The 22,929-nt window shown below is 71.1% G+C and carries 16 protein-coding genes; 9 read left to right on the forward strand and 7 right to left on the reverse strand.

Annotation, left to right across the window (positions count from 1 at the left end):
• Positions 1 to 119: 119 nt before the first annotated feature.
• Positions 120 to 1,592 (reverse strand): PucR family transcriptional regulator ligand-binding domain-containing protein, encoded by a 1,473-nt coding sequence (locus ACIBW9_RS01350; protein ID WP_398950036.1) that lies wholly within the window; start codon positions 1,590 to 1,592, stop codon positions 120 to 122.
• A gap of 122 nt (positions 1,593 to 1,714) precedes the next feature.
• On the opposite strand from ACIBW9_RS01350, the gene ACIBW9_RS01355 reads away from it, so the two are divergent.
• The 3 genes from ACIBW9_RS01355 to ACIBW9_RS01365 all read left to right on the forward strand — a co-directional run bounded on the left by ACIBW9_RS01355 (position 1,715) and on the right by ACIBW9_RS01365 (position 5,913).
• Entirely contained in the window at positions 1,715 to 3,175 is a 1,461-nt protein-coding gene (locus ACIBW9_RS01355) for a sodium:solute symporter (protein ID WP_398950038.1), read from the forward strand.
• 66 nt (positions 3,176 to 3,241) lie between these two features.
• Positions 3,242 to 4,231, forward strand: a complete 990-nt coding sequence (speB, locus tag ACIBW9_RS01360; protein WP_398950040.1) for an agmatinase — start codon at positions 3,242 to 3,244, stop codon at positions 4,229 to 4,231.
• A complete protein-coding gene (locus ACIBW9_RS01365; RefSeq protein WP_398950042.1) occupies positions 4,228 to 5,913 on the forward strand; it encodes a thiamine pyrophosphate-binding protein in 1,686 nt (561 codons plus the stop codon). Before speB ends, ACIBW9_RS01365 begins: the two co-directional genes overlap by 4 nt.
• 32 nt (positions 5,914 to 5,945) lie before the next feature.
• On the opposite strand, the gene ACIBW9_RS01370 is transcribed toward ACIBW9_RS01365, so the two are convergent.
• From ACIBW9_RS01370 to ACIBW9_RS01380, 3 genes are all read right to left on the reverse strand, one after another.
• Positions 5,946 to 6,674 carry a class I SAM-dependent methyltransferase gene (locus tag ACIBW9_RS01370; RefSeq protein WP_398950044.1) on the reverse strand — a complete coding sequence of 243 codons (729 nt, stop codon included), beginning with the start codon at positions 6,672 to 6,674 and terminating at the stop codon, positions 5,946 to 5,948.
• Positions 6,675 to 6,745: 71 nt separating this feature from the next.
• Entirely contained in the window at positions 6,746 to 7,549 is an 804-nt protein-coding gene (locus ACIBW9_RS01375) for an endonuclease I family protein (protein WP_398950047.1), read from the reverse strand.
• Positions 7,550 to 7,685: 136 nt separating this feature from the next.
• Entirely contained in the window at positions 7,686 to 9,917 is a 2,232-nt protein-coding gene (locus ACIBW9_RS01380) for an ArnT family glycosyltransferase (protein ID WP_398950049.1), read from the reverse strand.
• A gap of 389 nt (positions 9,918 to 10,306) precedes the next feature.
• On the opposite strand from ACIBW9_RS01380, the gene ACIBW9_RS01385 reads away from it, so the two are divergent.
• The 5 genes from ACIBW9_RS01385 (at position 10,307) to ACIBW9_RS01405 (ending at position 18,055) form a co-directional block, all read left to right on the forward strand.
• A complete protein-coding gene (locus ACIBW9_RS01385; protein ID WP_398950052.1) occupies positions 10,307 to 11,161 on the forward strand; it encodes a serine hydrolase in 855 nt (284 codons plus the stop codon).
• A gap of 48 nt (positions 11,162 to 11,209) precedes the next feature.
• Complete coding sequence (locus ACIBW9_RS01390) at positions 11,210 to 12,235, forward strand: esterase-like activity of phytase family protein (RefSeq protein WP_398950054.1); 1,026 nt, start codon at positions 11,210 to 11,212, stop codon at positions 12,233 to 12,235.
• Between the two features lie 96 nt (positions 12,236 to 12,331).
• A complete protein-coding gene (locus tag ACIBW9_RS01395) occupies positions 12,332 to 16,066 on the forward strand; it encodes an ABC transporter ATP-binding protein (RefSeq protein ID WP_398950056.1) in 3,735 nt (1,244 codons plus the stop codon).
• Between the two features lie 77 nt (positions 16,067 to 16,143).
• Positions 16,144 to 16,536 (forward strand): hypothetical protein, encoded by a 393-nt coding sequence (locus ACIBW9_RS01400; protein ID WP_398952047.1) that lies wholly within the window; start codon positions 16,144 to 16,146, stop codon positions 16,534 to 16,536.
• A 97-nt stretch (positions 16,537 to 16,633) separates the two neighbouring features.
• Positions 16,634 to 18,055, forward strand: a complete 1,422-nt coding sequence (locus ACIBW9_RS01405; RefSeq protein WP_398950058.1) for a S28 family serine protease — start codon at positions 16,634 to 16,636, stop codon at positions 18,053 to 18,055.
• A gap of 34 nt (positions 18,056 to 18,089) precedes the next feature.
• Here the strand turns inward: ACIBW9_RS01405 and ACIBW9_RS01410 are convergent, their stop codons facing one another.
• The 3 genes from ACIBW9_RS01410 to ACIBW9_RS01420 all read right to left on the reverse strand — a co-directional run bounded on the left by ACIBW9_RS01410 (position 18,090) and on the right by ACIBW9_RS01420 (position 21,933).
• Positions 18,090 to 18,725 (reverse strand): hypothetical protein, encoded by a 636-nt coding sequence (locus tag ACIBW9_RS01410; RefSeq protein WP_398950060.1) that lies wholly within the window; start codon positions 18,723 to 18,725, stop codon positions 18,090 to 18,092.
• Positions 18,726 to 18,890: 165 nt separating this feature from the next.
• Positions 18,891 to 20,684 carry a glycoside hydrolase family 3 protein gene (locus ACIBW9_RS01415; RefSeq protein ID WP_398950063.1) on the reverse strand — a complete coding sequence of 598 codons (1,794 nt, stop codon included), beginning with the start codon at positions 20,682 to 20,684 and terminating at the stop codon, positions 18,891 to 18,893.
• A gap of 331 nt (positions 20,685 to 21,015) precedes the next feature.
• Positions 21,016 to 21,933 carry a LysR family transcriptional regulator gene (locus ACIBW9_RS01420; RefSeq protein ID WP_398950065.1) on the reverse strand — a complete coding sequence of 306 codons (918 nt, stop codon included), beginning with the start codon at positions 21,931 to 21,933 and terminating at the stop codon, positions 21,016 to 21,018.
• An 89-nt stretch (positions 21,934 to 22,022) separates the two neighbouring features.
• Here ACIBW9_RS01420 and ACIBW9_RS01425 point away from each other — a divergent pair.
• A partial coding sequence (locus ACIBW9_RS01425) for an EamA family transporter (RefSeq protein ID WP_398950067.1) occupies positions 22,023 to 22,929 on the forward strand: 907 nt, incomplete at its 3' end.

Consider the following 22,929-nt stretch of genomic DNA (forward strand, 5'->3'; position numbering starts at 1 on the left):
CCCTGGCGTCCGGCGCGCTGGGACGCGCGTCACGTACTCAGCGACATGGGCTCGCATACCTATTGCTGCCGTACCTGTTGCTGCCGTACCTGTTGCTGCCGTACCTGTTGCCGTCGTCCCTACTGCTGCCGCAGCGCGAACCACAGCTCCATGCGTACGTCCGGGTCGTCCAGGTCGGTGTCGAGGAGGGCGGCGCAGCGGGTGATGCGCTGGCGGACCGTGTTGCGGTGCACGGACAGGGCGACGGCCGTACGGTCCCAACTGCCGTGCAGGGAGAGCCAGGTGCGCAGGGTCTCGGCCAGCGCGGGGGTGCCCGCGATCGGGGCGAGCAGCGTGCGGGCGTGGGCCGCGGCCTCCTCGGAGGGCACCAGGTCGGCGAGGCCCGCCCGGTCGCCGTGCCGGACCAGGGCCGCGCGGGTGGCGCGGGCGCGGGCCAGCGCGCGGCCGGCCTGGGTGTCGGCGGCCGGCCACCCGGCCGGGGTCGAGACGGCGCTGACGCCCAGCGTCCAGCCCGGCTGTGCGGACGGTTCGCGGTCGGCGGGCACCAGGACCCGTACGACCTCGTCCGCCAGGTCGACCAGCGGTGACCCGAGGGCGGCACCCAGGGCCGAGGCGGCCACCGGGTCGGGTGCCTGCGCGTCCTGCCGGGCGTGCACCACGAGCCAGGGGCCGGGCCCGAGGAGGGCGGCCACCTCGGCCGGCGGTGCCCCCAGCAGCAGCCGTACCAGCGCGGACGACCGTGCCGCACCCGTGCCGCTCTGGTGCTCGCCGGTGAGGAGGGAGAGCAGGACCGCGGCCACGGAGGCGATGGTGTGATCGCCGGGCTCCCGCCGCGGCGCGGCGACCCCGAGTGCGAAGCCCTGCCCGGTGCCGAGGGCGTAGGCGGCGAGGTGGGTGCCGGCGGCCGTGTCGGTGGCGGAGGTGGGCGTCCCCGGACCGGAGGGGCGTACGACCTCCGCGAGCCGGGCCAGCGCCTCCCGGACGGCGGTCTCCGCCGGGCGCCCCGCGGAGGCGATCTCCGCGCCCTCCGGTCCGTACAGCACTGCCCGGCCGCCCACCCGCTGGGCCAGCTGCCGCAGCACCGACGGCACCGGGTCCGGGCGGGAGGCCGCCGCCGCGAGGCTCTGCTGGGCCTCCGTCACCCGGCGCAGTTCGGCGAGGCGGGCCTGGGCCATCAGCTGCCAGACGGCGCGGGCGATGCCGGAGAACGTGGTCTGCTCAGGGACCTCGACGAGCGGCAGCTCGTGCGCGTCGCACGCCGCGACCAGGGCGCGGGGCACCGAGTCGTGCACGGGAGCCAGACCGAAGCCGAGGGCCGCGCCGCCCGCCGCCACGATCCTCGCCACGTAGTCGTCGAAGTAGGTGCCGGAACCGGCGGCCTCCGGGACGTGGACCCCGGCCGTCAGCAGCAGCTCCCCGCCCAGCAGATACGGGTACGGGTCGGCCATCTCCGAGGTGTGCGCCCAGTGGATGACGATGCTCGGGTCGGCAGGCCCGGCGATCTGCCGCAGGGCCAGGTCCTCACGGGCCAGGAGTGCCGACAGAGGCACGGGTGGCGTGGGTGGCGTGGCGGGAACCGCGGAGTCCGGCATGGTGTGCGCTCCCTCCACCCCGTACGGCTCGAATGGATGAAACGTACACTTCGCAGTCGCTTTTCAGCCACCTAGTGTCAGTGCTCATCACCCGCCGGCGAGACCGAGCGAAGGAGGGCCCCGTGGCCATCGACTACACAGTGATCGTCGTCTATCTGGCCGGAATGCTGGCCGTGGGCTGGTGGGGCATGCGCCGCGCCAGGTCGAAGAGCGAGTTCCTGGTCGCGGGGCGCCGCCTCGGGCCCGCCATGTACTCCGGCACCATGGCCGCGATCGTCCTCGGCGGCGCGTCCACCATCGGCGGCGTCGGCCTCGGCTACCAGTACGGCCTCTCCGGCGCCTGGATGGTCTTCACCATCGGCCTCGGGCTGCTCGCCCTGTCCGTCTTCTTCTCCGCCCGCATCGCCCGCCTGAAGGTCTACACCGTCTCCGAGATGCTGGACCTGAGGTACGGCGGCCGCGCGGGCGTCATCTCCGGTGTGGTCATGTGGGCGTACACGCTCATGCTCGCGGTGACGTCCACCATCGCGTACGCCACGATCTTCGACGTCCTGTTCGACATGAACCGCACGGTCGCGATCGTCCTCGGCGGCTCGATCGTGGTCGCGTACTCGACGCTCGGCGGCATGTGGTCGATCACGCTCACCGACATGGTGCAGTTCGTGGTCAAGACGGTCGGCGTGCTGCTGCTCCTGCTGCCCATCGCGGTCGTCAAGGCCGGCGGCTTCTCCGAGATGAAGGCCAAGCTGCCCACCGCGTACTTCGACCCGCTGGGCATCGGCGGCGAGACGATCTTCACGTATGTCCTGATCTACACGTTCGGCATGCTGATCGGGCAGGACATCTGGCAGCGCGTCTTCACCGCCCGCAGTGACACGACGGCGAAGTGGGGCGGCACGGTCGCGGGCACCTACTGTCTGGCGTACGCCCTCGCCGGCGCCGTCATCGGTACGGCAGCCAAGGTGCTGTACCCGAAGCTGGGCAGCCCGGACGACGCCTTCGCGACCATCGTCAAGGACGAACTCCCGGTCGGGGTGAGGGGCTTGGTGCTGGCCGCCGCGCTCGCCGCCGTGATGTCGACCTCGTCCGGCGCGCTGATCGCCTGCGCCACCGTGGCCAACAACGACATCTGGTCGCGGCTGCGGGGAGCCGTACGGAGGTCCGAGGGCGAGCACGACGAGGTGAGGGGCAACCGCGCCTTCATCCTGATCATGGGCCTCGCGGTGATCGGTACGGCGATCGCGCTCAACAACGTCGTCGAGGCGCTGACCGTGGCGTACAACCTGCTGGTCGGCGGGCTCCTCGTGCCCATCCTCGGCGGGCTGCTGTGGAAGCGCGGCACCGTGCAGGGCGCCCTCGCCTCGGTGATCGTCGGCGGCCTCGCGGTCATCGGCCTGATGGCCGGCTACGGCATCCTCGCCAACGAGCCCGTCTACTACGGTCTTCTGTCGTCCCTCGTCGCATATGCGGCGGTCTCCCTGGGGACGAAGCCCACGGACGAGCGTGTCCTCGCCACCTGGCGCGAGCGTCTCGCGGGACGGTCCTCCGAACTCGCGTCCGAACCGGTCCCGGCTCCCCAGTAGAGTCGTACGAGAATCAGAACGTATCGCTCCATACGCGACGAAGCGTAGGAAAGAAGGCATCAGCCCATGAGCAGTAACGAGACGCCCCGCGGCCCCGTCGACTCCTCCCGCATCCCGCGGTACGCCGGACCCGCGACCTTCGCCCGGCTGCCCCGCCTCGACGAGGTCGGCCGCGCCGATGTCGCCGTCGTGGGCGTGCCGTTCGACTCGGGCGTCTCGTACCGGCCGGGCGCCCGCTTCGGCGGCAACGCGATCCGCGAGGCGTCCCGGCTGCTGCGGCCGTACAACCCGGCGCAGGACGCGTCCCCGTTCGCGCTGGCGCAGGTGGCGGACGGCGGGGACATCGCAGTGAACCCGTTCAACATCAACGAGGCCGTGGAGACCGTCGAGGCGGCGGCGGACGAGCTGCTGGGCACGGGCGCCCGCCTGATGACCCTGGGCGGCGACCACACCATCGCGCTGCCGCTCCTGCGCTCGGTGGCGAAGAAGCACGGCCCGGTCGCCCTGCTCCACTTCGACGCCCACCTCGACACCTGGGACACCTACTTCGGCGCCGAGTACACCCACGGCACCCCGTTCCGGCGGGCGGTGGAGGAGGGCATCCTCGACACCGAGGCGCTCTCCCACGTCGGCATCCGCGGCCCGCTCTACGGCAAGCAGGACCTCACCGACGACGAGAAGATGGGCTTCGGCATCGTCACCTCGGCGGACGTCTACCGACGGGGCGCCGACGAGGTCGCCGACCAGCTGCGGCAGCGCATCGGCGACCGCCCGCTGTACATCTCGATCGACATCGACTGCCTGGACCCGGCCCACGCGCCCGGCACGGGCACCCCGGAGGCGGGCGGCATGACCTCCCGCGAGCTGCTGGAGATCCTGCGCGGCCTCGCCTCCTGCAACCTGGTCTCGGCGGACGTCGTCGAGGTGGCGCCCGCGTACGATCACGCGGAGATCACGTCGGTGGCCGCGTCCCACACGGCGTACGAACTGACCACGATCATGTCCCGCCGGATCGCCGCGGCCCGCACGGAGAACAAGGGGAACGAGGGCAAGTGACCCACGACCACGACCTGGAACTCCGCCCGACCGAGGCGCAGATCTCCGCCGCTCTGAACCCTCCTCCCGGCCGCAACGGCGGAGACCTGGTCGTGGAGACGCTCGCCGGACTCGGTGCGACGACGGTCTTCGGACTGCCCGGCCAGCACGCGCTGGGCATGTTCGACGCGCTGCGCCGGTCGGCGCTGCGGTATGTGGGCCTGCGCGTGGAGAACAACGCGGGGTTCGCGGCGGACGCGTACGGCCGGATCACCGGCGAGGCGGCGCCGCTGCTCCTGTCCACCGGCCCGGGGGCCCTGACGTCCCTGGCCGCGTTGCAGGAGGCGGCCGCGGCCTCGGCGCCCGTGCTGGCGATCAGCAGCCAGATCCCGACGGCGGGGCTGGGCGGCGGCAGGCACGGCTATCTGCATGAACTCCCGGACCAGGCGGCCTCGTTCCGGGGCGTGGTCAAGTCGGTGCACACGGTCCGCACCCAGTCCCAGATCCCGTCCGCGATCGCGGCGGCCTGGAAGTCGGCGCTGACCGCCCCGCACGGCCCGGTGTGGGTGGAGATCCCGCAGGACGTACTGCTGGCGCAGACCTCGCTGCCGGTGGTGACGGGGGTGGATGCGACACCGCAGGACCTGGTGCCGCGCCCCGAGCTGACGGCCGTGGCCGCCGACCTGCTCTCCCGCGCCGAACGCCCGGCGATCATCGCGGGCGGGGGAGTGGTACGGGCGGACGCCTCGGGCAAACTGCGGCAGCTGGCGGAGGTGTTGCAGGCGCCGGTGGTGACGACACCGGGCGGTAAGGGGGCCTTCCCCTGGAAGCACCCGCTGTCCCTCCAGTCCTGGATCGAGGACCGGCACACGACGGACTTCCTGGAGGACGCGGACGTCCTGCTGGTGGTCGGCTCGGGCCTGGGTGAACTCTCCTCGAACTACCACACGTTCAAGCCCCGCGGCCGGGTCGTGCAGATCGAGGCGGACCTCGGCAAGCTGGAGTCCAACCACCCGGCGCTGGGGATCCACGCGGATGCGCGCCTGGCGTTGCAGGCGCTGCTGGAGACCGTGTCCGAGCGCACGGACCCCACGGCACCGGAGCGGGTCAGGGCGGTCCTGTCGAAGGTCACCGAACGCATCGCCGCCCAGGAACTCACCCTGGAACAGGACGTGTTGGCCTCCGTCCGCCGGGCGCTGCCCGCCGACTCCCCGTCCTTCTGGGACATGACGATCCTGGCCTACTGGGCCTGGTCGGCCTTCGACGCGAAGGGCCCCAACCTCCTGCACTCCGCCCAGGGCGCCGGCGGCCTCGGCTACGGCTTCCCGGCGGCCCTGGGGGCAGCGGCGGCCGACCCGACCCGCCCGGTGCTGGCGGTGTCGGGTGACGGCGGCGCCCTGTACTCGATCGCGGAACTGGCGACGGCCCGCCAGTACGACCTGAACGTCACCTGGCTGATCGTCGACGACGGCGGCTACGGCATCCTGCGCGAATACATGACGGACGCCTTCGGCCGGGCGACGGCGACGGAGCTGTCCCGTCCGGACTATGTGGCCCTCGCCGAGTCCTTCGGGGTGCCGGGAGTGCGTACGACGCCGGAGGCCCTGGAGACGGACCTGGGGAAGGCGCTGGCGTCACCCGGCCCCTCGGTGGTGGTGCTTCCGGCGGTGCTGCGGATGTTCGCGGCGACACATCTGGACTGACGGCGGGTCGTCGCGGGGCGGGGAGTGGCCGTCTACGGACGTCGTGCGAGGAAGACGAACTCCCTGCCCGGCCGGTCGGGTGCCTCGCGCACGCCTTCCACCGCGTACCCCTGCGCCACCAACTCGGCCTCGACCTCGTGCCGTTCGCGGAAACGCAGTGTCGAGTCCGAGGTCAGCACCTGCCCGGTCGCGGCGAACACATAGGTCCAGCGGAATGCCACCAGTGGCCCGCTGACCTCGGTCAACCGGACCCAGCTCTCGACCGCGCCGACGCCCGGGATCTCCGTCACCCGGCAGGAGTCCTCGCGGTTCCACTCCTCCCAGGCGCGCCGGGCCGGATCGCGGGTCTCGAACACCAGCCGGCCGCCGGGTCGCAGCGCGCGGTACGCCCCCTTCAGCGTCTTCTCCCACTCCTGGGCGTCGACGATCTGCTGGGCGACGTTCGCCGTCATGGTCGCGAGGTCGACCTGCAGCGGCGGAAGTGCTGTCACCTCACCGCAGATCCAGCGCACCCGTTCGCTGCCCGGCTTGGCCCGGGCGACATCGAGGGATGCCCGGGCGGGATCGCAGCCGACGACCTCGATCCCGCGGTCGGCAAGCAGGAGTGCGAACACCCCCGTCCCACAGCCGATGTCCAGAACCCGACGGGCCCCGAACTCCTCCGCCATGCGGACGTAGGCGTCGAGATCGCTGCGGTCGGGGTCCAGTCGGTCGTAGATCGCGGCAAGCTGTGGATGCGTGAAGCATTCGTCGGCAGCCATGCCGCCGAACCCAGGCGGAGCCGGCCGTGCCGGACCACGGAATTTCACCGGCCCCGCCCGGCGCCACCGGCCTACCAGATCGCGTCCACCCACTCCGGGTGGTCGATGAACGGGTTCCGGTTGTGCTGGTAGGTGTCGTAGATGACCTGGTTGCGCTTCTCCTCGAAGGCGCTCGGCGGGTCCTCGTCGTTCCACTGCTTGAGGACCGAGAGCTTGCCGATGTACGGGTTGCTGCCGTTGTTGACCTTCTCGTCGGGCTCCAGGTCGGGGAAGCCGTCGCCGCCGTCGTAGCGGACCGCCATGTAGAGGATCATGCGGGCCACGTCGCCCTTGTCCGCGTCGCGCGGCTCGAAGGAGTCGGAGTCGACCTTGCTGCCGCCGCCGCCCGTGACCGCGCTGCCGCCGTTGTCGAAGTCGAGGTTGCCGCGGATGGCGTTGACCTGGACGTCGGCGGGGCGCAGATGGTGCAGGTCGGTGCCGGGACCCGTCGAGGTGCCGAAGTCGCCGTGGGACTTGGCCCATACGTGCTCGCGGTTCCAGTCGCCGGTGTCGCCTCCGTTCAGGGACTTGGCGCGGGAGACACCGCTGTAGAGCAGGATGACGTTGTTGCTGTTGTTCGGGTCCTGGTCGGTGACCTTGAGCGCGTTCCAGACCGCGTCGTACGAGATCTTCGTCTGGCTGCTGATGATCGTGTGCAGGGAGGACTTGAGGCTCGCGCCCGTCTTGCCGATCGCGTTCTTGTAGTACGTCGAGTCGTAGTCGGTCGTCGTGGCGCCGGCCGGAGTCGCGGTCAGGGCCGGGGTGGTGAGGCCGACCAGGACGGCCGCGGTGGCCCAGGCCACCGACTTCCAGCGGCGGGTGCGTGTCGCCGTCATGTGGGGGTTCCCATCTACGCGGGTTGAATGGAGGCGGCAAGAAGGAGGGTGACATGGACATGAGGTCAAGCAGGTAAACGGGACGTAAAAAGGGGCCCCGGCCAATGTGGTCGGGGCCCCTCGGTGCCGGAGTCCGTCAGCTGACGTCCGACGGGTCCAGGCGATAGAGGGACGACGAGCTCGAACGGGACGAGGACGACGAGGAGTTCGTGTTCGGGGTCGCGTTCGACGTCGAACTCTTGCTGTAGGCGCTCTCCTTGACCGCCGTGCCGTGCTGCTGCACCCAGTTCGACACCTCGGTGCTCAGGTTGTTGCCGCCGCCGGGGCCGCCGCCCATGCCGCCGCTGCCGATCTGGATGTAGTGCAGCTCGCCCTTCTTCACCAGCTCCTTGAGCCTGGCGACCGTCATCGCGTTGTCGGAGCCGGTGAAGCCCCACATGGAGATGACCGGTTCCCTGGCGCTGAGCTCGATCTGGGCGGCGCTCTGCGAGTTGGACACCGCGAGCAGCCACTCGGCGCCGTCCTGGTGCTCCTTCAGGTACGAGACGAGCCCGCTGTCCGCGCCGCCCATACCGCCGGGGCCACCACCCATGCCGCCACGGCCGAAGCTGCCGCCCTGTCCGGATGTACCGCTCAACTCGCCGCTGCCGCCGGGGGTTTGGCCGCCACCTTGCTGACTGCCACCCGGCATCGTCTGATCGCCGCCCGGCAGTTCACCGTTCTGGCCCTGCTGCCCGCCGCCGGGGAAGCCGCCCGCGCCCTGGGCCTGGCCGCCTGCCCGGGTGCCACCCGGCAGTTCGCCGCCGCCCGGGAAGCCGCCGCGGTTGCCGCCGGGGCCGCCGCCGAAGCCGCCTCCCGTGGAGGGGCCGGCCGTCGGGTTGGTGCCGCCCATCATGCCGCCGGAGGAGCCGAAGGCCGGCGAGGCCGCATACGCCGTAGGGCCCGCGAGGGCCGCGATGACCGCCGCCGCCAGCGACGCCGTCAGCAGCCGGGCGCGGGAGCCCGAGCGGGACACCAGCATGCCGACGACGCCGGCCACGGTGAGGACGCCGACCGTGGGCCACAGCCAGGTGTTCCAGCCGGAGGCGCGCCGGAGCAGCACGATCGCCCAGACACCGGTGACGCCGAAGGCGACCGGGAGCACCCACGCCCAGCGCTTGTCGCGGCGGAAGGCGTCCAGCAGCATCGCGCCCCCGCCGCCGCACAGTGCCGCGATGCCCGGGGCGAGAGCGGTCGTGTAGTACGGGTGCATGGTGCCCTGGGCGGTCGCGAAGATCACGTAGTGCAGCAGGGTCCAGCCGCCCCACAGCACCAGTGCCATCCTGCGCGGGTCGGTGCGCGGGGCGCGCCCGCACAGGACCAGGCCGCCGACCAGGGCGATCGCGGAGAAGGGCAGCAGCCAGGAGATCTGGCCGCCGAGGATGTCGTTGAACATCCGCCCCAGGCCGGCGGAACCGGAGAAGCCGCCGCCTCCGCCCCCGCGGCCTTGGCCGTTGCCCTCGCCGCCGAAGACGCGGCCGAGACCGTCGTAGCCCATGATCAGGTTCCAGGCGGAGCCGTCCGTGGAGCCGCCGATGTAGGGCCGGTCGGAGGCCGGGACCAGGGAGACGGCGACCGCCCACCAGAAGCTGGAGACGGCCAGGACGACCGCGGCGAGCAGCAGGTTGACGACGCGCTTCACCCAAGGGGCCTGCGATGCGTAGAGGTAGAGCGCGAAGACGGCCGGCAGGGCGATCCAGCCCGCGAGCAGCTTGGTGTTGAAGGCGAGGCCGAAGCAGGCGGCCGAGCCGAGCAGCGGCAGCAGTCTCTCGTCACGGGTGGCACGGAACGCCAGCGCCGCGCCCGCCACCATGAGGAAGACGAGCAGGGTGTCCGGGTTGTTGTCGCGGTTGATGGCGACGGTGATCGGGGTGAGCGCCAGCACCAGCGCGGCGACGGTTGCCGCGCCGTGGCCCCAGACCCGCTTCACCGTGGTGTGCAGGATCCAGATCGTGGCGAGGGCCGCCACGATCATCGGGGCCATCATCTGCCAGGTGCCGAAGCCGAGGACGCGGCACGACAGGCCCATGACCATGAGCGCGAACGGCGGTTTGTCGACGGTCAGGAAGTTGCCCGGGTCCAGCGACCCGAAGAACCACGCCTTCCAGCTCTGCGTGCCCGCCCAGACGGCACCGCTGTAGAAGGTGTTCATGCTGGAGCCGGAGAGATTCCAGGCATACAGGGCAGCCGCCAAGGCGAGAATCGCGATCAGCGCGGGCAGCGACCAGCGGGGCGCCCTGTCCGGGGGTACCGCGGTCGGGGCCGGCGGCGGCCAGTCGGCGGACACGGTCTCGGTGGTGTGGGGGAGTGGATCGGTGGCAGATGTCACGAGCGCATCGTGCAAAGGGGGAGTAGGTGCGGGCTGTGGCGAACCTGGTCATCGGCTGTGAATCAGTTGGGGAACCCGCCGTCCCTGACGTCTGCGAGAAGTCCCGGTTCCGGCCGAGCCGCCTCAGTCCGCGTCCGTCAGTACGGAGCGCGGCGACCCGAGTGATCGCAGCGTCGTCCGCACACCGCCCGTGCCTCGTCCCGGAACCGCCGTGCCAGGGGCGTGAGTTCCTCCGGAGAAGGGCGCTTGGCCGAAGGGGGCGGACCGCGAATCGCCGAACACGCGTACAACTTCCGGCCGTTCCTGTGAGTCAAGAGGGGTGAGCGTGCCTAGAGTGCGCCAGGAACGCGCTGTGCGCTCATTGGTCATCAAGATGACGGGGGACCTCCATGACTCACCACATATCCCGGCGCGCCCGCGTGCTCGGCGCGGGCATCGCGGCCGGCGTACTCATACCGATCGTGGCCGCCGCCACGCCCGCCGCGGCCGCCACGACACCGGCCGTCAGCTGTACGTCCTCCAAGGCCGCCCTGGCCACCAAGCTCCAGAAGGACATCACCGCCGCCCTCGCGAACCGCACGGGCACCGTCTCGGTCGGCCTCTACGACCGCTCCACCAACACGACTTGCTCCCTGCGGGCCACCTCTTCCTACGACTCCGCCAGCGCCGTGAAGGTCACCGTCCTCGCCACGCTGCTGTGGGATGCGAAGAAGCACAACCGCTATCTGACCGACACCGAGGCCTCCTTGGCCAAGGCCATGATCACCAAGTCGGACAACAACGCGACCAGCAAGCTCTGGAAGCAGCTGGGCCTGACGAAGATCAAGGGCTTTCTGAGCGCCGCCGGCATGACGAAGACCGTCCCCGGCGCGAACGGCTACTGGGGCCTGACCCAGATCAACGTCACCGACGAGCAGAAGCTGCTCAAGCTGATCACCGCGTCGAACGCGGTCCTGAGCGACAATTCCCGCGCCTACATCCTGAAGTTGATGAGCCAGGTCATCTCCTCGCAGCGCTGGGGCACACCGTACGGAGCGCCCTCCGGGGTCTCGGTCCATGTCAAGAACGGCTGGCTGCAGCGCTCCACGCACGGCTGGCGGGTCCACAGCCTCGGCACCTTCAACGGCGGCGGCCACGACTACATGATCACGGTGCTGACATGGGGCAACAGCACCATGAACTACGGCATCAGCACCATCCAGGGCGTCGCCAAGGTCATCCACCGGGATCTCGCGGCGAGTTGACCCCTCCCGGTCTCCCGCCCGTCACCCACCCGCTCTACGGTGACGCCCATGCGCCTGAGAACCGTACTCGCGACCGTCACCGCGGCCCTGGCGGCGGCCACCAGTCTGACCGCCGCCGGGCCCGCCACCGCCGACACCCGGCAGGGCCACGCCTGTTCGCCCTCCGTCTCCGTCGACCGCTTCTCCGACGCGCTCGACAAGACGACGTACCAGGGCACCTTCGTCGGCAACTTCTCCGCGCTCGCCGTGGACCGCGACGGGTCGATCGCCGCGCTGGAGGACCGCTCGTCGCTGTTCAGCCTGGACCGGAAGACCCTCGCGCCGAAGTCCGTCGTCCCGCTCGCCGACGAGAAGGGCGCCGCGCTCGACAGCGAGGGCCTGGTCATCGACCGGGACGGCACCCGGCTGATCACCTCGGAGACGGAGCCGTCGATCCGCCGCTACAGCGTGGACGGCAGGATCCTCGACCGGCTCCCGGCCCCGTCCCCTCTCCTCGTCGCACCCGCGGGCCGCGCCACGGCCAACCAGACCTTCGAGGGCCTGACCCTGCTGTCCGGCGGCAACACCCTGCTGGCCTCGATGGAGAACGCGATCTCCGGCGACGCCACGAACATCGTCCGCTTCCAGACCTGGGAGCGCACGAAGGGCGGGCACTTCCGGCTCGGCGCCCAGTACGCGTACCCGATCGACTCCGGTCTCGGTGTCCCGGAGGTCCAGGCCATCCCTGACGGCCGCCTGCTCGTCCTGGAGCGCGGCTTCACCTCCGGCGTCGGCAACACGGTCCGCCTCTACCTCGCTGACCCGCGGCACGCGACGGACACCAGCGGCATCGAGAACCTCACCGGCCAGTCCGGCGTACGCCTGATCAAGAAGACGCTGCTCACGGACCTGGTGACCTGCCCGTCACTGGGAGCGACGGCCAAGCAGCCCCAGCCCAACCCGCTCCTCGACAACATCGAGGGAATGGCGATCACGGGGTACTCGAAGGGCCGCCTGAAGGTGCTGCTGGTCAGCGACGACAACCAGAACGCGGCACAGACGACCCGCTTCTACCACCTGCGGGTTCGCGTCTGAGCCTCGCCCTGGTTTGTTGCGGCGGGATGAAATCCGCCCCTGAGTGTGTTGGTGCCTTCCGGTAGATCAGGGCTTGTGACAGACGGAGGGCACCGAGTGAGCGGGCAACGGGGATGGGCACGGCGACTGGCCGGATACGCCTGGCGGTATCCGAAGGACGTCCTCCTCGCCCTCGGCTCCTCGCTCGCCGGCATGGCCGTGATGGCGCTGGTCCCGCTGGTCACCAAGGTGATCATCGACGATGTGATCGGGGACCACAGCCGCCGTATGGCCCCCTGGGCGGGAGCCCTGCTCGGCGCCGCCGTCCTCGTGTACATCGCCACCTACATACGCCGCTACTACGGCGGCCGCCTCGCCCTCGACGTCCAGCACGACCTGCGGACCGAGATGTTCGAGACGATCACCCGGCTCGACGGGCGCCGCCAGGACGAGCTGTCCACCGGGCAGGTCGTCGGCCGCGCCACCAGCGACCTCCAGCTGATCCAGGGCCTGCTCTTCATGCTCCCGATGACCATCGGGAACCTGCTGCTCTTCCTGATCTCCCTCGTGATCATGGCCTGGCTGTCGCTGCCGCTGACCCTGGTCGCCCTCGCCGTCGCCCCCGCCCTGTGGTGGATCGCCAAGCGCAGCCGCTCCAAGCTGCACCCCGCCACCTGGTACGCACAGGCGCAGGCCGCCGCCGTCGCCGGTGTGGTGGACGGCGCCGTCAGCGGCGTACGCGTGGTGAAGGGCTTCGGGCAGGAGGAGCAGGAGACCGGGAAGCTCAGGGAGGTCGGGCGCCGGCTGTTCGCGGGGCGGCTGCGCACCATCCGGCTGAACAGCACGTACACCCCGGCGCTCCAGGCCGTCCCCGCGCTCGGCCAGGTCGCCATGCTGGCGCTCGGCGGCTGGCTGGCCGTTCGCGGGCACATCACGCTCGGCACCTTCGTCGCCTTCTCCACCTACCTCGCCCAGCTGGTCGGCCCGGTCCGCATGCTCGCCATGGTCCTCACGGTCGGGCAGCAGGCGCGCGCCGGCACCGAGCGCGTCCTGGAGCTGATCGACACCGAGCCGTCCCTGACGGACGGGACGAAGGAACTTCCCGCCGACGCGCCCGCGACCGTCGAGTTCGACGACGTGTCGTTCGGGTACGACCATGAGCGCCCGGTTCTGGACGGCCTCAGCTTCGAGATCCGCCCCGGCGAGACCCTCGCCGTCGTCGGCTCCTCCGGCTCCGGCAAGTCCACGGTCTCCCTCCTCCTGCCGCGCTTCTACGACGTCACCCACGGCGCCGTCCTGATCGGCGGCCACGACGTCCGCGAGCTCACCCTCGACTCGCTGCGGGCCGCGATCGGGCTGGTCCCGGAGGACTCCTTCCTCTTCTCGGACACCGTGCGCAGCAACATCGCCTACGGCCGTCCCGACGCCACCGACGAGCAGATCGAGGCCGCCGCGCGTGCCGCCCAGGCGGACCGTTTCATCCGCGAGCTGCCGGACGGCTACGACACCAGGGTCGGCGAGCACGGCCTGACCCTCTCCGGCGGTCAGCGCCAGCGTGTCGCCCTCGCCCGCGCGATCCTCACCGACCCGCGGCTGCTCGTCCTCGACGACGCCACCTCCGCCGTGGACGCCCGTGTGGAGCACGAGATCCACGAGGCGCTGAACCAGGTCATGCAGGGCCGCACCACCCTGCTCATCGCGCACCGCCGCTCCACGCTCAACCTCGCCGACCGGATAGCCGTCCTCGACGCCGGCCGCCTCGCCGACATCGGCACCCACGAGGAGCTGCAGGAACGGTCCGCCCTCTACCGCCGCCTCCTCACCGACCCCGACGAGCTCGGCGGCGTATCGCCCGGCCACACCCAGCCCTCCGTACCGGCCGAGGACACCTCGGTACGGGACGAGCTGGACGCCGAGTTCGACGCGGAGCGCGGTGTGACGCCCCGCCTGTGGACCGGTGACCGCGAGCGCAAGGACACCGCGCCGGCCGGGATGCCCGCCACCCCCGAACTCCTCGCCGAGGTCGAGGCGCTGCCCCCGGCGAACGACACCCCGGACATCGACGAGGCACGGGCGGTGCGGCCGGAGGAGTCGTACGGCCTGAAGCAGCTGCTGCGGGGCTTCGGGCTGCCGCTGCTGGTCAGCCTGGCGCTGGTCGCCGTGGACGCGGGCATGAGCCTGCTGTTGCCGATCATGATCCGGCACGGCATCGACCAGGGCGTCTCCAAGCTCGCCCTCGGCGCGGTCTGGTCGGCCTCGCTGCTGGCGCTGCTCGCCGTGGTGGTGCAGTGGGCGGCGCAGCGCGGTGAGACCCGGATGACCGGGCGCACCGGGGAGAGGGTCCTGTACTCGCTCCGGCTGAAGATCTTCGCCCAGCTCCAGCGGCTCGGACTCGACTACTACGAGCGGGAGCTGACCGGCCGGATCATGACGCGGATGACGACCGACGTCGACGCGCTCTCGACCTTCCTGCAGACCGGTCTTGTCACCGCCTTCGTCTCCGTCGTCACCTTCTTCGGGATCATGGTCGCCCTGCTGGTGATCGATGTGCAGCTGGCGCTCGTGGTCTTCGCGACGCTGCCGCCGCTGGTCGTCGCCACGTTCTTCTTCCGGCGGGCGAGCGTGAAGGCGTACGAGCTGGCCCGTGAGCGGGTGTCGGTGGTCAACGCCGACCTCCAGGAGTCCGTCTCCGGGCTGCGGATCCTGCAGGCCTTCCGGCGCGAGGGCGACGGCGGCCGGCGGTTCGCGGAGCGCAGCGACAGCTACCGCAGGGCCCGTATCCGGGGGCAGTGGCTGATCTCGATCTACTTCCCCTTCGTGCAGCTGCTGTCGTCCGTGGCCGCGGCCTCCGTACTGATCGCGGGCGCGGGACGGGTCGAGGAGGCCACCCTCACGACCGGCGCGCTGGTCGCGTACCTGCTGTACATCGACCTGTTCTTCGCCCCGGTCCAGCAGCTCTCCCAGGTCTTCGACGGCTACCAGCAGGCCAGCGTCTCCCTCGGCCGCATCCAGGAACTGCTCCAGGAGCCGACCTCCACCAAGTCCGCCGACGAACCCCTCGAAGTGCTCTCCCTGCGCGGCGAGGTCGCCTTCGAGGACGTGCACTTCGCGTACGGCTCCGCCGAAGAGGCAAGAGGGGAGGAGGCGCTCGGCGGCATCGAGTTGAGCATCCCGGCGGGCCAGACGGTGGCCTTCGTCGGCGAGACCGGCGCCGGCAAGTCGACCCTCGTCAAGCTGGTGGCGCGGTTCTACGACCCCACGAGCGGCCGGGTCACGGTCGACGGCCAGGACCTGCGCACCCTCGACCTCACCTCCTACCGGCACCGGCTCGGCGTCGTCCCGCAGGAGGCGTACCTGTTCCAGGGCACCGTCCGCGACGCCATCGCCTACGGCCGCCCGGACGCCACCGACGCCGAGGTCGAGGCGGCGGCCCGCGCGGTCGGCGCGCACGAGATGATCGCCACGCTCGACGGCGGCTACCTCCACGAGGTCGCCGAACGCGGCCGCAACCTCTCGGCCGGCCAGCGCCAGCTGATCGCCCTGGCCCGCGCGGAACTCGTCGACCCCGACATCCTCCTCCTCGACGAGGCGACGGCCGCCCTCGACCTGGCCACCGAGGCCCAGGTCAACCAGGCCACCGACCGCCTCGCAGGCCGCCGCACCACCCTCGTGGTGGCCCACCGCCTGACCACGGCGGCCCGCGCGGACCGCGTCGTGGTCATGGACCACGGCCGGGTCGTCGAGGACGGCACCCACGAGGAGCTGCTGGCGCTTCAGGGGCGGTACGCCGCGCTGTGGCGGACGTTCATCGGGGAGGCCGAGCCCGAGGAGCCGGTGGGCGCGTCCTACTGACGGTTGTGCAACCATCGGACATACGTCCTGCGTCCGTACACCCGTACGTTCATCGTCGGGGTACGGGAGGGATGACAGTGGACAGTGGTTCGATACGGCGGCGGCTCGGGGCGTTCCTTGCCGTGCTGGCCGCTTCCGGGCTGCTCGCGCTCGCTGCGCCGGGAGAGGCGCAGGCCGCCGACTCCTCCTGCGCGGGCCGCAAGATCAGGACGTTCACCTTCTCCACCGGCGCCGTGAAGCTGTACAAGAGCGGCAACTACCTCTGCGCCCTCACCGTCCCCAAGAACGCCGGCAGCAGGCAACCGATGATGGTCAGCCTGCAGGCCCGCGGCTTCGAACCCGTCATCGACAAGGGGCTGTTCACCCGGCACGCCGGCCCGGTCCGCTCGTACGTCGGACACCGCAAGGTGTGGATCAAGGGCTCGGTCGGCAGCGGGTCGTACGACTCCGGTGGCTGGAAGCGCTACTAACCCGCCAATCACAGCAGTAATCCCTCATCTCCCCTGGTGCGCAGCGGAGTTGCTCCGATAGCTTCCGCTCGCACATCTGATTCACAGGGGAGGGTGCATGCGCAAGGCGCTCAGATGGCTGCTCGCGCTCGCCGTGTTCATAGGCACGTTGAGCACGGCGGGTACGGCCACCGCCGCACAGCCGGAGGCCACCGGAACGACCGACATCAAGGATCAGCTGCTCGCCGTACCGGGGATGAGCCTGATCGAGGAGAAGCCGTACCCCGGCTACCGCTTCTTCGTCCTCGACTACACCCAGCCGGTCGACCACCGCGACCCGTCCAAGGGCACGTTCCAGCAGCGCATCACCGTGCTGCACAAGGACGTCAGCCGCCCGACGGTCTTCTACACCAGCGGCTACAACGTCTCCACGACCCCCGGCCGCCGCGAGCCGACCCAGATCGTGGACGGCAACCAGGTCTCCATGGAGTACCGCTTCTTCACGCCCTCCCGGCCCGCCCCGGCCGACTGGAGCAAGCTGGACATCTGGCAGGCGGCCAGCGACCAGCACCGCATCTTCCAGGCGCTGAAGTCCGTCTACACCAAGAAGTGGCTCGCGACGGGCGGTTCGAAGGGCGGCATGACCGCCACCTACTACGAGCGCTTCTACCCGCGCGACATGGACGGCGTCGTCGCGTACGTCGCCCCGAACGACGTCGTCAACGACGAGGACTCCGCCTATGACCGCTTCTTCACCCAGGTCGGCACCAAGGAGTGCCGCGACCGGCTGAACGCCGTGCAGCGCGAGGCCCTCGTGCGCCGGGAGCCGCTGGAGAAGAAGTACGCGGCCTACGCGGCGGACAACGGCTACACCTTCCACACCATCGGCAGCCTGGACCGGGCCTACGAGGCCGTCGTCCTCGACTACGTGTGGGGCTTCTGGCAGTACAGCCTGCTGCGTGACTGCGACACCGTCCCGGCGGACGCCAAGACCGCGACCGACCAGGCCATCTGGGACTCCGTGGACAGCATCTCCGGCTTCTCCTTCTACACGGACCAGGGCCTGGAGCCGTACACGCCGTACTACTACCAGGCGGGCACACAGCTGGGCGCGCCGGACATCCACTTCCCGTACATCGAGAAGCAGTACATCCGCTACGGCTACGAGACTCCGCGCAACCTGGTCCCGCGCGACATCCCGATGAGGTTCCAGCCGTACGCGATGCGCGACGTCGACTCCTGGGTGCGGCACCACGCGCACCACATGCTCTTCGTCTACGGCCAGAACGACCCGTGGGGCGCGGAGCGCTTCCGTGTCGACAAGGGCGCGAAGGACGCGTACGTCTTCACGGCACCGGGGCTGAACCACGGCGCGAACGTGGCCGGCCTGGTCGCCGACCAGAAGGCCCTGGCCACCGCCCGCATCCTGCAGTGGGCCGGCGTCCCCGCCGCCTCCACGGCGCAGGCGAAGCCGCTGGCCCGGTTCGACAGCAAGCTGGACGTGCGGGACGTGGAGCGCGAGCCGGCCCTGCGGCCGTAACTCCGGCGACTCCCGTGCTGCGCCCGGCGGTTGTTCACACCCGCCGGGCGCAGCCCACCGGCTGTGCGCCCTCCAGATGCACATACAGCGCCGTCGCCGCGGGGCACTGGGCGCGCCTGGCGACCGCCTCGACCACCTTGTACTGCGGTTTCCTGTTGCCGCTGCCGTCGCACGCCGTCTCGCGGACCTGCCCGCTCCCGGAGCCGTAGACGCAGTCGCCGGCGATGGTGCGGGGGCCGCCCCCGCCGCCCGGGTCGCCGGGGTGCGGGGGCTCCAGGTTGCGCATACAGGCGTAGCCCTGCGGGATCGAGCCGTCACCGTCCTCGTCGGCGGACGGGCTCTGCCGGCTGATGTGCAGGACGAAGTCCGTGGTCGCAGGGCACAGCGGACCGTCGCCCACCGTGCCGTCGTAGCGGGCCACGACCCGGGCCGCCGCCCGCTCGCTGGTGCACGGCACCTCGGTGAAGCTCGTCGAGCCGAACGAACTGCACTCGTCGACGGCGAGGAACACCGCCCCGTAGCCGGAGGGCCGGGCCGTGGCCGCCTTCGGTGTCGCATCGGCCCTGCCGTCCTTGCCCGCCCCGGACTTCAGGATCTGGCAGCCGCTCAGCAGGGCGGCGACCAGTACCAGCAGCGCGCAGACCACCCCCGCGGAACTTCTCTCACGCATCGCGAACCCCCCGGGCACCTCCCCAGATGACCCGCATCCAGCGTGACCCGCCGCAGCGGGCACACGCCAGACGCGCGGGAGGCTTTGGGCCAGTTTGGGGTTGCGCGCCGGGTGCGTGACGTATGCGCCCTACGCCCCCTGCACCGGGTGCCGGGCGCACGGGTTCTAGTACGTCAGCCCGTACCCGACGGGATACAGCACCTTCGCCGGGTCGTCCGCCTGCTGCACCGGCACCGGCAGCTTCCCGCGCGGCGCCGCCCTGCCCGCGATGACGCGCGCTGCCGCCCGCAGCTCCACGTCGGTCCAGGAGTACGTGGCCAAGTGGGCGGAGACAGATGGTAGTTGGGACACGTCGTAGGGGTTGCGGATCGCGATCGCCACCACCGGCCTTCCGGTCGCCGCCAGCTGTTCGACCAGCGTGCGCTGCGAGCTGCCCGCGGTGACGTTGTAGGTGCCCACGACCACCGCGTCCGCGTCCTGCGCCGCCGCGACCGCCGCGGCGACGGTGGCCGCGGAGGGGGCCGTGCCCGTGGACAGGGCGGTGGCGGTGAAGCCCACTTCGGTGAGGGCGCTCGCGAGGACGCCGGTGGGCGGTCCCGTCGTACCGGACGGGGAGGCCGGGTCGGCGCCGACGACCAGGACCTTCCGGTGTGTGCGCCGGGACAGCGGCAGCAGGCCACCCTTGTTGACCAGCAGGGTCGTCGTGCGCTCGGCGACACGGTCGGCGGCGGCCAGGTGCGCGGCCGTGCCCACGGTCCGGTCGACGCCCTTGTGGCTGACGTAGGGCTCGTCGAAGAGCCGCAGCCTGGCCTTGAGCCTGAGGATGCGCAGGATCGACTCGTCCAGCCGGGATTCGGTGAGTTCCCCGTCCTGTACGGCCTTGAGGACCGCGTTCCAGGCGGTGGCGAGGTCGGGCGGGTTGAGGAGCTGGTCGACACCGGCCTTGAGCGCAAGCACAGGGACGCGGTCGTCGCCGTACTTGGTCCGTACGCCCTGCATGCCCAGGGAGTCCGTCACCACCACCCCGTCGTAGCCGAGCTCCTCGCGCAGGATGCCGGTGAGGATCGGGCGGGAGAGGGTCGCCGGGTCGCCGGAGTCGTCCAGGGCCGGGAACTGGATGTGCGCGGTCATGATCGAGTCGATGCCCGCCTTGACCGCCGCCCGGAACGGCACGGCGTCCAGCTTCTCCCACAGCTGACGGCTGTGGGTGATCACCGGGAAGCCGTAGTGACTGTCGACGGCCGTGTCCCCGTGCCCCGGGAAGTGCTTGGCGGTCGCGGCGACCGACGACCTCTGGTAGCCGGCGACCTCGGCGGCGACCAGTGCGGCCACCGCGTCCGGGTCGGCGCCGAAGGAGCGGACGCCGATGACCGGGTTGGCCGGGTTGATGTTGACGTCGGCGTCGGGGGAGTAGTCCTGGTTGATGCCCATCGCGCGCAGCTCGGCGCCGGAGATCCGGCCGAGGGTGCGGGCGTCCTCGCGGGAGCCGCCGGCACCCATGGCCATGGCGCCCGGAAAGAGGGTGGCGGGCCTGCCGACGCGGCAGACGATGCCGTGTTCCTGGTCGGTGGTGACGAGGACGGGCAGGCCGCGGGGCTGGCTGAGGGAGGCGCGCTGGATGCCGTTGGACAGGTCCGCGATCTGGTGCGGGTCCTTGGTGTTGTGTGCCCAGGTGAAGTAGATGATGCCGCCGACGCGGTACTTGGCGATCAGCTCGGCGGCCGTGCGGACACCGATCTCCTTGAGGTTGGCGTCGATGTCGGCCTGGTCCGGGTCGGTCGCGGAGTGGCCGTAGACCCGCATGACGAAGAGCTGGCCGACCTTCTCCTCCAGGGTCATACGGGAGACGAGGGAGCGGAGTTTCTTGTCGCCGGGGGTGCCGGCGCTTGCCGTGGTGCCGACGGCCAGAGCCGCGGTGACGCCTGCGCCGGCGGCGAGGACGGTACGTCTGGAGGGCACGTGCGCTCCTTCCGGAGTGATCCGCTGGAGATCGGCTGAAGGAAACTTCCGTGAGGGAGTGAATATCCGGGAAGTTTCTGCCGGTCAAGGGAGCGCGCACGGCAGGGGTTTGGCGGAGGGGCCGCCATCGGCGCTGTTGGAGGGGGGCGCGCCGATGGCGGCATGCTGCCGGCCGCTGTACGGCGGAGAGGGTGGAGTCAGCGATCGCAGCCAGCAGCGAGGGCCGACACCGCACGGCGGAGACTCATCCGGCAGCTTGCGGGTTGGACGAACCGTATGCGGGGCGGGTTCCCGCCTTCCCGGCGATTTCCGGAAGTTGGTGCCCGAGGGTTCAACGGGACGGGTGGGACGTGATGCCCGGCCACTGCTCCTGCAGAGTGCGTACGGTCTCTGCGATCGCCGGACGACGTGCGGCTCCTTTGCGCCACAGGGCGTACAGGCGTCGTACGGGGGCGGGTTCGAGATGCACCTCGACGACCCGGGCGGGCAGCGGGCCGCGGCCCAGGCGCGGGACGAGACAGATGCCGAGGCCGCCGGCGACCAGCGCGACCAGGGTCGGGTTCTCGTCGGCCTGGTGGACGATCTCCGGCTCGTGCCCGGCGGCCCGCATGGTCCGCATCAGCCAGTCGTGACAGACCCGCCCCGGCGGCTGGCACACCCACCGCTCCCCGCCCAGCTCCTCGCGCCGCACGGACTCCCGCCCGGCGAAGGGATGGCCGACGGGCACCAGCAGCGTGCTGCGGTCGTCGCCGATCACCGCGTGCTCGACGCCCGGCGGTACGGGCAGCGGCGCGATGTCCCAGTCGTGCACCACGGCCAGGTCGACTGCGCCCTTGGCGACCAGGTCGACGGAGAGATGCGGGTCGATCTCGGTGAGCCGGGCGTCGAGCGCGGCGTGCCGGGCGGCCAGGTCGGCGAGCACGGCGGGCATCAGGCCGCGCGCCGCCGAGGCGAACGCGGCGATCGTCAGCCGCCCCGCCGGCACCCCGCGCCGCTCCTCCAGCGCGGTCTCGGCCCGCTCGACTATGGCCAGCAACTCCTGCGCCGTATCGACGAGTTGATGCGCCTCGGGGGTCAGCCGCACCCCTCGTCCTTCTCTCTCCAGGAGTACGGTCCTGGTCTCCCGCTCCAGCTTGGCGATCTGCTGGGACACGGCGGACGGCGTGTACCCGAGCGCGGCGGCCGCCGCTCCCACGGTGCCGTGGACGGAGACGGCGTGCAGGGCGCGCAGGCGTTGGAGATCGAGCACGGCAGCTCCCGTTCATCAGCGTTGCTTCATCCGACCATGCAGTAATCATCGCTGGTGCTACACGGTCGTGGGACGTGATGCTCGAACGCATGCGACCTGCACACCTTGCTCTCGCCATGGTCGTCGCCGCCGTCTGGGGCGTGAACTTCACGGTCATCGAGATCGGCCTCGACCACTTCCCGCCGCTGCTGTTCTCGGCCCTGCGCTTCCTCGCGGCGGCCCTGCCGGCCGTCTTCTTCGTGGGCCGCCCGAAGGTGGCGTGGAGGTGGGTGCTGGCGGTGGGGCTGGTGCTCGGCGTGGCCAAGTTCGGACTGCTGTTCATCGGCATGGACGCCGGAATGCCGGCGGGACTGTCCTCGCTGGTCGTACAGATACAGGCGGTGTTCACGGCCGGCGTGGCCTTCGTCGTCCTGGGTGAACGGCCTTCCGCGATACGGGTGTCGGGCATGGCGGTGGCGCTGGCGGGCATCGGTGTCGCGGCGGTGGACGAGGGCACCTCGGGCCCGCTCGGCGCCGCGCTCGTGATCGGCGCGGCGGCCTGCTGGGGCGTCTCGAACGTCCTGACCCGCAGGGCGGCCCCGCCGGACGCGCTGAACTTCATGGTCTGGGTGAGCACGGTCCCGGTCCTGCCGCTGCTCTGTCTGTCGCTGCTGCTGGAGGGGCCGAGCAGGGACTACGCCGCCCTGCGCGCCCTGGACTGGCAGGGTGCCGGCACGGTCGTCTACGTGGCCTGGGTGACGACGGTGTTCGGCTTCGGGGCGTGGGGGTGGCTGCTGCGCCGCTACCCGGCGTCGACGGTCGCGCCGTTCTCGCTCCTCGTCCCGGTCTTCGGGGTGTCGTCGGCGGCCGTCTTCCTGGGGGAGGGGGTGAGCCCGCTGCGGTGGTGCGCGGCGGCGCTGCTGGTGGGCGGGGTGGGGCTGGCGTCGGTACTGCATCACTCCGGGGGCAACCCCCGGACCCCCGGCAGAAAAGCAGGTCAGCAGGGGCGGCCGACGC

This window comes from Streptomyces sp. NPDC049541, from assembly GCF_044465725.1.
GTDB lineage: Bacteria > Actinomycetota > Actinomycetes > Streptomycetales > Streptomycetaceae > Streptomyces.

Bases quoted from the DNA above. Each gene is read 5' to 3' on its own strand.
- ACIBW9_RS01405 (WP_398950058.1), top strand. From the start codon at position 16,634: ATGCGCAAGGCGCTCAGATGGCTGCTCGCGCTCGCCGTGTTCATAGGC.
- ACIBW9_RS01350 (WP_398950036.1), bottom strand. From the start codon at position 1,592: ATGCCGGACTCCGCGGTTCCCGCCACGCCACCCACGCCACCCGTGCCT.
- ACIBW9_RS01410 (WP_398950060.1), bottom strand. From the start codon at position 18,725: ATGCGTGAGAGAAGTTCCGCGGGGGTGGTCTGCGCGCTGCTGGTACTG.
- ACIBW9_RS01385 (WP_398950052.1), top strand. From the start codon at position 10,307: ATGACTCACCACATATCCCGGCGCGCCCGCGTGCTCGGCGCGGGCATC.
- ACIBW9_RS01390 (WP_398950054.1), top strand. From the start codon at position 11,210: ATGCGCCTGAGAACCGTACTCGCGACCGTCACCGCGGCCCTGGCGGCG.
- ACIBW9_RS01375 (WP_398950047.1), bottom strand. From the start codon at position 7,549: ATGACGGCGACACGCACCCGCCGCTGGAAGTCGGTGGCCTGGGCCACC.
- speB (WP_398950040.1), top strand. From the start codon at position 3,242: ATGAGCAGTAACGAGACGCCCCGCGGCCCCGTCGACTCCTCCCGCATC.
- ACIBW9_RS01370 (WP_398950044.1), bottom strand. From the start codon at position 6,674: ATGGCTGCCGACGAATGCTTCACGCATCCACAGCTTGCCGCGATCTAC.